Consider the following 8752-nt stretch of genomic DNA (forward strand, 5'->3'; position numbering starts at 1 on the left):
ATCAGCGGGCGGCGATGGCGTCGGCGGCGACGGCGGGGTGAGCGTGGCGTGTGGCGCGCCCGATCACCTCGACGAGGATCGAATCGGCGCGTTCGTCGTCGCCCGGCTGATCACGGCGTTGCAGCGTCAACGCTCGAGCCACGTCGGTCTGCTCGCTCATCCAGGTCGCACCGAAGCGCTCGGCGATCTCGGCTGCGATGTCGAGAAACCGGAGCGCCTCGTCGTAGCGGCCGAGCGTCCTGCACAGCCGCCCGAGCGACAGGTCGAGTGGTTGGGTCACGTGGACGACGTGACCGGCCAGCCGACCGCTGAGCGGGGCGAGCAACTCGAGGAGCGCCGTCGAGGCCTCGAGGTGTTCGACGCCGGCGGCGGCGTCGGCCCAGAGCTGCAATGACTGGATCGTGTAGTCGTCCGTCGGTCGTGCGATCCCTCGCGAGAACCCCGTGTCGACGATGTAGCGAGCCCGTTCGGGGTCGCCGGTGATGCATGCGACGTTCGCCTCGACGGCCCGATACAGATCGATGCTCGGTCGCTCCTCGGCGGCCTCCTTCGTCGCGTCGATCAACTCGTGGGTGCGTCCGACGAGATGGAGGCCATAGAAGAGGTGGCTCTGGTAGGCGATCATCGACTCCGGATCACCCATGTCGCTCGACACCCGATAGGCGATCTCGGCGAGGCGAAGGTACTCCTCGCCATCGCCGGCGATACCGGCGAGCAGCACGTCGGTGAGCCGAGCCGACCGGTCGCACACGGCGAGGGGCCGACGGTTTGCGAGCTCGCGAAGCGCGGCCGACGCGTCGTGGAGCAGTTCGGGGTCCGCGTTGCGTAGCGCCTGGTTCTGCTCGGTCCGCAAGACGTTGACCGCAAGGTAGGGATCGAAGCTGTCGAGGTGGTCGCGCAGTTCGTGAACTTCGTCGACGAGCCGCCGCAACTCGTCGGGCGACGTGATGGTGTTGCGTGCCCGGCCCGCGCGAGCGAGCACGTTGGCCAGCGTGGAGCGGTCGCCGACCATGCGAGCCATCGCAATCGACTCGGCGCGGCTGACGGCGCTTTCGGCGCGATGTGCATCGTCCCATTGTTCGCTCGCGAGTCCGGCGAGGAGGTTGGCGTGGCGTGCCGATCGTTCGTCTCCGAGCGCGCTCAGCGCGGAGCGGAGTTGCGCGATGCGCTGGTGATCGAGCTCCCAGATGTTCGTCTGCACGCCGCGGGTGTTCGCCAGTGCGGCTCGAACTTCGCTGTCGACGTCACCGATCGCATGTGCCGCCTGGCCGGCGTCGAGGAGCACGTCGCGGTACGCAGGGTCGCCGGCGCTACGAAGATGGACGCCGCGCTCCACCATCATCTCGACCCGCAAGCGATCGGCATGATCGAGGTTCGCGGCGAAGGCGGGATCTTCAGCTACTTCGATCGCGGACGCGAGCAGGTCGGCGGCGTCATCGGGTGCGGAGTGCCCGGCTGCGAGTTCGGCAGCTCGTCGCAAGGTCTCGACCGTCTCCGTTGCGATCGCCGGGTCGCGCGCATCGAGCAGATGCCGAGCGGCTTCGGCGGAGCGGCTCGGTCCGGCGTCGGCCCGGGCGCGGGAAAGGATCGCGAGGCCCGCTCGGGCGTGCAGACGACGGCGTCGACTGAGGCTCAGGTCGTGGTAGAGGGCGTGCTGGACGAGGTCGTGCGAGAAACTGAAGCGATCGGGTCGACCGGGTGCCTCGGAGACGAGGGCGGCGTCGAGTGCCGCTTCGAGGTCGTCGAGCACCCGGTGCTCGTCGTGGCGAACCACGTCGGCCAGGTCCTGGAGGTGGAACTCGCGGCCGAGCACGCTCGCCATCCGCAAGGTGGCGCTCGCCGACTCTCCGAGTCGGCCGACGCGCTGGCGGACCACCTGGCGAACGCTGTCTGGCAGCGCTGGAGCGTCGACGCTCAAGGCGGCGAGGGCGACGTCGGCGGGTTCTCCTGCCGACTCGATCAGGTCGCGTACGATTTCGCCGGCGAAGAACGGGTTGCCATTGGTTTCGCGTCGAATCGCGTCGGCGATGCCGGTGAGCCGCTCGGGCTCGATGTCGGGCAGCAACGCCGCCAGCAGATCGACCACGTCGTGCTGTTCGAGGCCGCCCAGCTGGTGGACGTCGACGTGCGTTTCGACGCGCAGGGAGCCCACGACGTCGACGAGCGGGTGTCGATCGAGGAGACCGGTGTGCCGGAACGACGCGATCAACCAGACGGGATGCACGAGGTTTCGGGCCACGTGGCGGACGAGTTGCAGCGTCGAGGTGTCCGCCCACTGGAGGTCGTCGAGCACGATGACGAGAGGTACTCGTCGACGGGGGTCGTTGAGTAGATCGACGACGGCTCGAAACAGCGTGGCGCGACGCTCCTCCGACAGCGACTCGGTCTCGGTCTCGGTGTCGGTCTCGGTCTCGGTGTCGGTGTCGGTCTCGGTCTCGGTGTCGGCGACGCGCAGCGCGTCACGCACCACGTGAACGAGGTCGTGCACGTGGTCGCCGAGGTCGTGGTCCAACCGACGGGGACTCGCCTCGGCGAGCAGGTCGCTGAGCGCCTCGCTCCAAGCGCCCAACGGCATCGCCGTGTCCTCGGCGGAGCGGCCGTACACGACAACGGCGTGGCGTTGCTGGGCGAGCGCTGCCATCTCGGCCATCAGCCGCGTCTTGCCGATGCCCGGCTCCCCGCTCACGAAAGTCACGTGTGGCAAGCCATTGACCAGTTCGTTCAGCGTGCGCCGAGCTCGTTCGAGTTCCGTGGCTCGGCCAACGATCGGTCCGGTGATCGACCGGAGCAGCGGGCTGGGCATCACGCCGGTCGTTCGGCGAGCGGTAGCGGCACCGAGGTGCGTCGGGGTGGGATCGCTCGACGACTCTCCGTCGACCGTCGATTCCGGCGTGTCGGCGCGGAGTCGGAGCCACGGCGCGTGCATCAAGATGTCGTGGACCAGTTCGGTGATCTCGGGTGACGGGTCGACACCGAGATCGTCGAGCAGCGAGCGGCGCAGGAACCGGGCCGCGTCGAGCGCTTCGGTCTGGCGGCCGCATCGATACAGCGCCACCATCACGAGGAACCAGGCCCGCTCACGGTGGGGGTGCTCGGATGCGAAGCGGCGGAGCTCCGCCATGATGCTGTCGTGGTGGCCGAGCTCGAGTCGGGCAGTGAAGCTCGCTTCGAGCAACTGCGTACGCAACTCGGCGAGCTGCGCGATCGCGCCCGCCCGGAACGACACGTCGCCGATGCCGGCGAGCGGTTGGCCGCGCCATTCGGCCAGTCCACGGCCGAACTCGCCAGCAGCGCCCAGGGCATCGCCGTCGTGCAGCAGATCGAGCCCGGCATGCAGGTGTCGTCGTGATCGCTCGACATCGATCTCGTCGGGTGTCGCGATGAGCCGGTACCCCTCGGTCGTCGTGACGAGCCGAGCTGCTGCGGGTCCGAGCCGACGTCGGATGTCGGCGACGAAGCGCTGGATCGAGTTCCGGGCGGTCATCGGGGGATCGCCCGCCCAGAGGCCTTCGATCAGTTGGTCGACCGAGACGTTGTCGTCAGCATGAAGGACCAGGTACGCGAGGACGGCACGCTGCCGCTGCCCGACGAGCGACCCGCTCACCTCGGCGAGGTCGACCGTGACCTCGCCGAGCACTCGCCAACCGACGCGTTCCTCGACGATCTCGACGGGGCCCGACACTCCCGATGAGATCGGTGTGCCCACGGTCAGCCCGTCCTCGTGCGGCACGTGACGCTACTCAGCGAGCACTCAGCGGCGAGACGTATCGTCGCAGATGTCTGGGAGGGCAATCGGCTGACGGGGTCGGTTGCGGCGTTTCGGCGTCGACGATGTACCTGCGGTGTGCGGTTCGTCGCTCGATGCCGGAACGCCCTCCCGTCGCACATCACCGACTACACCGCATCACCGAGTACACCGCATCACCGACTACACCGCATCACCGACTACACCGCATCACCGACTACACAATGCGTAGCGTCACGACACGGGCGACCACCACCGAAGCAGCGGCGGCGGGGCGCTGCCGGACTGCTCATCGGTGAGGTTGTCGATGCGGTCGCCGATCCACTCGAACACGCTTGCTTGAACCACCACTTGGAACACGAAGTAGGCAACGAGGAGCACGATCGCGATGATGACCGCCCGCTTGACCCATTTTGTCAGGGTGCTGGTGTAGCTCGAGATGAGCGGCGTGAACCCTCGAACCGCCGCGGTAGCTCGGTTGCTGAACTCGTTGGCGGCGCGATCGAGTTCGCTGCGCGCGACGTTGCGCACCTCGGCGATGATCTCTTGCACGTCCTGCCGCCCGAGTGGCCCCGCGGGAACCTGTGCATACCGTTGCTCGCGAGCCTGCACCTCGTTGCGCTCGTAGAACGCCCGATTCTCCTCGGCTGCGATCAGTTCGGCGTCACTTGGCGGTGCCCGGCGGATGTCGGTCCAGTCGAAGCCGTCCCACCATCGCAGGCGCGTCTGCCCGTCGGGATCCGGATACCAACCGGCTGGTGGCGCGTCGACGTACCGCATGACTCAGCGGCTCCGGAACTCGTCCTGATCCGGCTCCGGAAGCTCGACGCGATCGTTGTCGTCCGGAATCGGCAGGCCGTCCTTGGGTCGAACTTGGTCGGTGTCGTCGTCGGGACGGATCGTCTCGGCGAAGGCAGCGACCGTGCCGAGCAGGCCCGAGAACTCCGCAGGGATGACGAGCTTCGTCGCTCGTCCGTCGCCGATTCGTTCGAGCGCGGACAGGTACTCGACGGTGAGCACGTTGTGGTCGGTGTTGGCATCTTTGATGCCGCTGAGGCGCGCCTTCGCGGCGAGGCCTTCACCTTCACCGAGCAGTTGCAGTCGCAGTTTGTTCGCCTGCGCGCGCAGCTGGATCGCCTCGGCCTCACCTTGTGCGTCGAGCACGGCGGCCTCCTTGCGGCCTTGCGCCGACAGCACGGCGGCCTGCTGCTCTCCGTCGGCACGAGCGATGGCGGCTTCCTGGTAGCCCTTCGCCTCGGTGACCGTTGCACGGCGGTCGCGCTCGGCGCGCATCTGGGCGTGCATGGCCGACACGATGTCTGGCGGCGGATCGATCCGCTGGATCTCGACTCGCACGACTCGCACGCCCCACTTGTCGGTGGCGTCGTCGAGCACCTCACGGAGCTGCGTGTTGATCGTGTCGCGCGACGTGAGGGCCCGGTCGAGTTCGAGGTCGCCGATCAGGTTGCGCAGGTTGGTCTGCGCCAGTTTGGTGATGGCGGTGAAGAAGTCGGCGACGTTGTAGACGAGGCGCTGCGGGTCGGTGGCTTCGTAGTAGACGACCGCGTCGACGGAGACCACCACGTTGTCGGCCGTGATGACCTCCTGGGGCGGCACGTCGACGACTTGCTCGCGCATGTCGATGAGCTGCATCGTCTCGATGAACGGGACGATGAGCCGAAGGCCGGGTTCCTCGGTGGTCTTGTACTTGCCGAGTCGTTCGACGAGACCGCGCTGATACGGCCGCACGATCTTGACGGCGGCGACCAGCACGGCGATGCCGATCAGCGCGATGACGCCGACGACGATGGCGATGGCACTCATGAACCCTCCTCAGGGTGTTGGGGAGATGGGGATTGCGGCGACGATGGGGGCGCGGAGCGAGGCGGACCGTTCGGCGGTTGGGATGGTGGCTCGGTCGGTGCAGCGAGATCGAGGTGCTCGACGACCACCCGCGTTCCCTCCATCGCTGTGACCTTGACCTTGGAGCCGGGCGGGAGCACCATGTCATTCGTCGGGAGGGCTCCCCACTCTTCGCCGGCGACCTTGACCCGGCCGCGCCGGTTGATGTCGTTGCGGTCGATGGTGGCAGTGACGATGGCCGTCATGCCGACCAAGCGGTCGGCTCCTACCCCTTCGGGCATCGCGTTGTCGTTGGCGAAGCGCTTTGCGTAGCGCCAGAAGAGCATCCAGAGCCCGGCACCGCCGACGATGAAGATCGCCCACTGCAGCTCGACTGGCGCGTCGTAGAACCCGGCGAGTGACGCGGCGAAGGCGGACACGGCGAAGGGGAGGAGCACGAACGACCCGGCGAGTGCCGTGAGCTCGATCAACGCGAAGATCACCGCGATGCCGATCCAGATCCACGGCCACACGTTCAGGTCGATACCGAGATCCAAGACACCAACCATGACTCCAACCTAGTGCCGTTTCGGAAGGTGCCCTGACTCGTGAACGCCGATCGCGCCGAGATTGCCCGGAGATCGCCCCGCGGTCGCCGCGCGACCGTGACGTTCAGGCCCGGCGAATGCGGATCGGCGGTTCGTTCGCCGACGTCAGACAGGCACCGGTGTCGAGGTCGAACCGCCAACCATGGAGGGTGCAGACGAATTCGCACCCGTCGATCTCCCCGAAGGCCTCGAGGTCGGCGGCGCGGTGCGGGCAACGTCGCTGCACGATGTGGTCACCGATCTGGATGTCGGGTTCGGCGGCGAGTTGGTCGGCGTCGGGTGGCGCCGACTTGCGAACCGCTTCGGCCTCGGCGCGCTTCATCCGCTCCCGTGACAGCGACTTCAAGAAGTTGTACACGTACTCGTTGAAGTCGCCGTCGCGCCACGCCACGAAACGCGCGGACAGCAGCAGTGAGTTGCTCCAGTCGACGGCTCGCTGCGCGACCACGGTTTCGATGAGCCGCCGGTCGATGTCGAACCGGAACGCATACGGCTCACCGTCGTGACGCCGCACCTCGCCGTTCGGGAAGTCGACGACGATGTCGAGCGACCCGCCGGTCGTATCGTCGAGCGCTCGGATGACGACGTTCGCGCCGACGTGGCGCCTGATGGTCGGAGCCATCTCGAGCAGCGGGTTCCACCACGCCGCCAGGCTCGCCACCAGGTCGGTCGACGGCGAGTTCCAGCCGGCCTTCATCTGCTCGAGCCAGGGGAGCCAGTCCGACTGGTATTGCTCGAGGTAGGCCCGCTTGTCGGAGAAGATCGCCGCGACCTCGTCGTCGGGAATCGGGTGGGTCACCGCGATGCCCGTCGAGTCGCCGGTCGAGTCGCCGGTCGTGACGTGATGGTCGGGTTCGACATCGATCCTGGTACCGGGAATGTTCATGATGCCGGTCGCGCCGGCCTCAGCGAGCATCTGCAAGAAGACGGTCTGGTCGGGAAAGATGCTCGCCTCGTGGCCGTCGATCATGTTCAGAACGAACAGGTCGGGATCGAGGAACGCTGGAGGGCCAGCACTCGGAACGATCGCGCGAGCTCCGACGTGTTCGACGTAGCGCATCGCTCGAGCGAACTGCGCCTTGACCTTCGCCCGGCACGCGTCGAGCTTCGCGTCGTCGGCCATCTCGTAGACCATCGGGTACCAGATGGCGCCCGAGAACTGCAGCCAGTGCAGATCGACGGGCCCGTGTGCTCGGAGCTGACCGAGGTCGGTCGTGCGACAGTCGTTCTGGTCGACGACGATTGCGTCGTCGGCCATGACGACCAGCGCCGAGTCGCCGCCGGGTCCGTCGGTGATCGACGACTCGATGTGGATGGCGACGGTGAGCCCGGGTGCGATCTCGGTTTCGACGGTGTCGACGGTGCGGACGAACTCGGTGAAGCCGAGCGCCTTGAGCGTCCGCTGCTGCTCGCGGGTGGGAAATCCGGGCAACAGGATGGGGATGTCGCGGCGCAGGTGTTCGCGCAGCCACGGCTCGTCATGGTGATCGCCGTGCAGGTGAGAGATATAGAGGAAGTCGGCCGACTCGATGCGCTCTCGCAGGTCATCGTCGAGCTGATCGTTGCGCGGAAACGGGAACCACGACCCGAAGAACGCCGGGACGAACCAAGGATCGCAGAGGATGGATCCGGCGGTGGTTTCGACCAACATGCCGGCGTGACCGATCGAGGTGACTCGCACGAGCGCCAGGCTAGGAGGTGGGCCCGCGCGAAGGGTGCCACGTCACGAACGACACACGGCCACCCAGCGCGAGCTGAGGTGGCCGTGCGACATGTTCGCTCGTGGTGTTCGCTGGTCCGGCGCCGCAGTGGGCGCAGGAGCCGAGCGTCGGGTCAGGCGACCGGCGGGTCGGTGTACTGCTGACCAGCGCGGCTGACGTGCTCGGTCCAGGCGGTGCCGTCCCAGTAGCGAAGCTCGAAGCGGCCCGACGGGTCGGCATACCAGCCGGCCGGCACGGTCGATTCCCCTGCCGCAGCGGCACCAGCGGCGGCTTCGGTTGCCTGTTCGGCCGCCCCGGACGCCGCGTCGGCCGCGTGTTCGGCTGCGCCAGCTGCCTGTTCAGCGGCACCAGCGGCGGCTTCGGTCGCCTGCTCGGCGTAGCCGCTCGCGGTGTCGGCCGCACTGGCCCCGAGGCCACCTGCAGCTTCGGACACGTCGCCGACGGTTCCGCTCACGGCGTCGCCAGCCTGGCTGGCGACGCCCGCTGCGCCGACGCCAGCCGCACCTGCGGCTCCGGCAGCGAGGGCGCCGACATCGACACCTGAAGATCCTTCGTCTGCGCCGACTTGAGCAGCGAGATCGGCGATCGACGTGTCGCCGCCCGAGCTGTCGGGAGCTGCACCCCAGCCGGCGGGTTCGTCGGCGGCGGCGACCGCTGCAGCGGCAACCGGGTCGACGGCGGGCTCGGCTGGAGCGGGTTCATCGGCCGTCGACTCGCCCGGCAGGGTCGGCGAGATCGCCGTGGCGTCAGCCGTGACGGCCGTGTCGTCGGCCAGGTCGGCGACGGCCGGCTCGGTGACGGCCGGCTCGGTGACGGCCGGCTCGGTGACGGCCGGC

6 protein-coding genes are annotated in these 8752 nt (G+C 68.0%); all 6 read right to left on the reverse strand.

Annotated features, from left to right (window positions below; all coding sequences use genetic code 11):
• Position 1: 1 nt before the first annotated feature.
• Positions 2-3730, reverse strand: a complete 3729-nt coding sequence (locus ACE37B_RS24200) for a BREX system ATP-binding domain-containing protein (RefSeq protein ID WP_409925925.1) — start codon at positions 3728-3730, stop codon at positions 2-4.
• Positions 3731-3979: 249 nt separating this feature from the next.
• Complete coding sequence (locus ACE37B_RS24205) at positions 3980-4525, reverse strand: DUF2510 domain-containing protein (protein WP_409925926.1); 546 nt, start codon at positions 4523-4525, stop codon at positions 3980-3982.
• A gap of 3 nt (positions 4526-4528) precedes the next feature.
• Complete coding sequence (locus ACE37B_RS24210; protein ID WP_409925927.1) at positions 4529-5569, reverse strand: SPFH domain-containing protein; 1041 nt, start codon at positions 5567-5569, stop codon at positions 4529-4531.
• Positions 5566-6156 carry an NfeD family protein gene (locus tag ACE37B_RS24215; protein WP_409925928.1) on the reverse strand — a complete coding sequence of 197 codons (591 nt, stop codon included), beginning with the start codon at positions 6154-6156 and terminating at the stop codon, positions 5566-5568. Before ACE37B_RS24215 ends, ACE37B_RS24210 begins: the two co-directional genes overlap by 4 nt.
• A 103-nt stretch (positions 6157-6259) precedes the next feature.
• Positions 6260-7876: a Rieske 2Fe-2S domain-containing protein gene (locus ACE37B_RS24220; protein ID WP_409925929.1), complete on the reverse strand. Its 1617-nt coding sequence runs from the start codon at positions 7874-7876 to the stop codon at positions 6260-6262.
• A 152-nt stretch (positions 7877-8028) separates the two neighbouring features.
• A partial coding sequence (locus tag ACE37B_RS24225; protein WP_409925930.1) for a DUF2510 domain-containing protein occupies positions 8029-8752 on the reverse strand: 724 nt, incomplete at its 5' end.

Origin of the sequence: Ilumatobacter sp. (assembly GCF_046290335.1) — a bacterium.
Classification (GTDB): Bacteria; Actinomycetota; Acidimicrobiia; order Acidimicrobiales; family Ilumatobacteraceae; genus Ilumatobacter_A.

Excerpts from the sequence above, each read along its gene's own strand:
- ACE37B_RS24205 (WP_409925926.1), bottom strand. The coding sequence starts at position 4,525 with ATGCGGTACGTCGACGCGCCACCAGCCGGTTGGTATCCGGATCCCGAC.
- ACE37B_RS24210 (WP_409925927.1), bottom strand. The coding sequence starts at position 5,569 with ATGAGTGCCATCGCCATCGTCGTCGGCGTCATCGCGCTGATCGGCATC.
- ACE37B_RS24215 (WP_409925928.1), bottom strand. The coding sequence starts at position 6,156 with ATGGTTGGTGTCTTGGATCTCGGTATCGACCTGAACGTGTGGCCGTGG.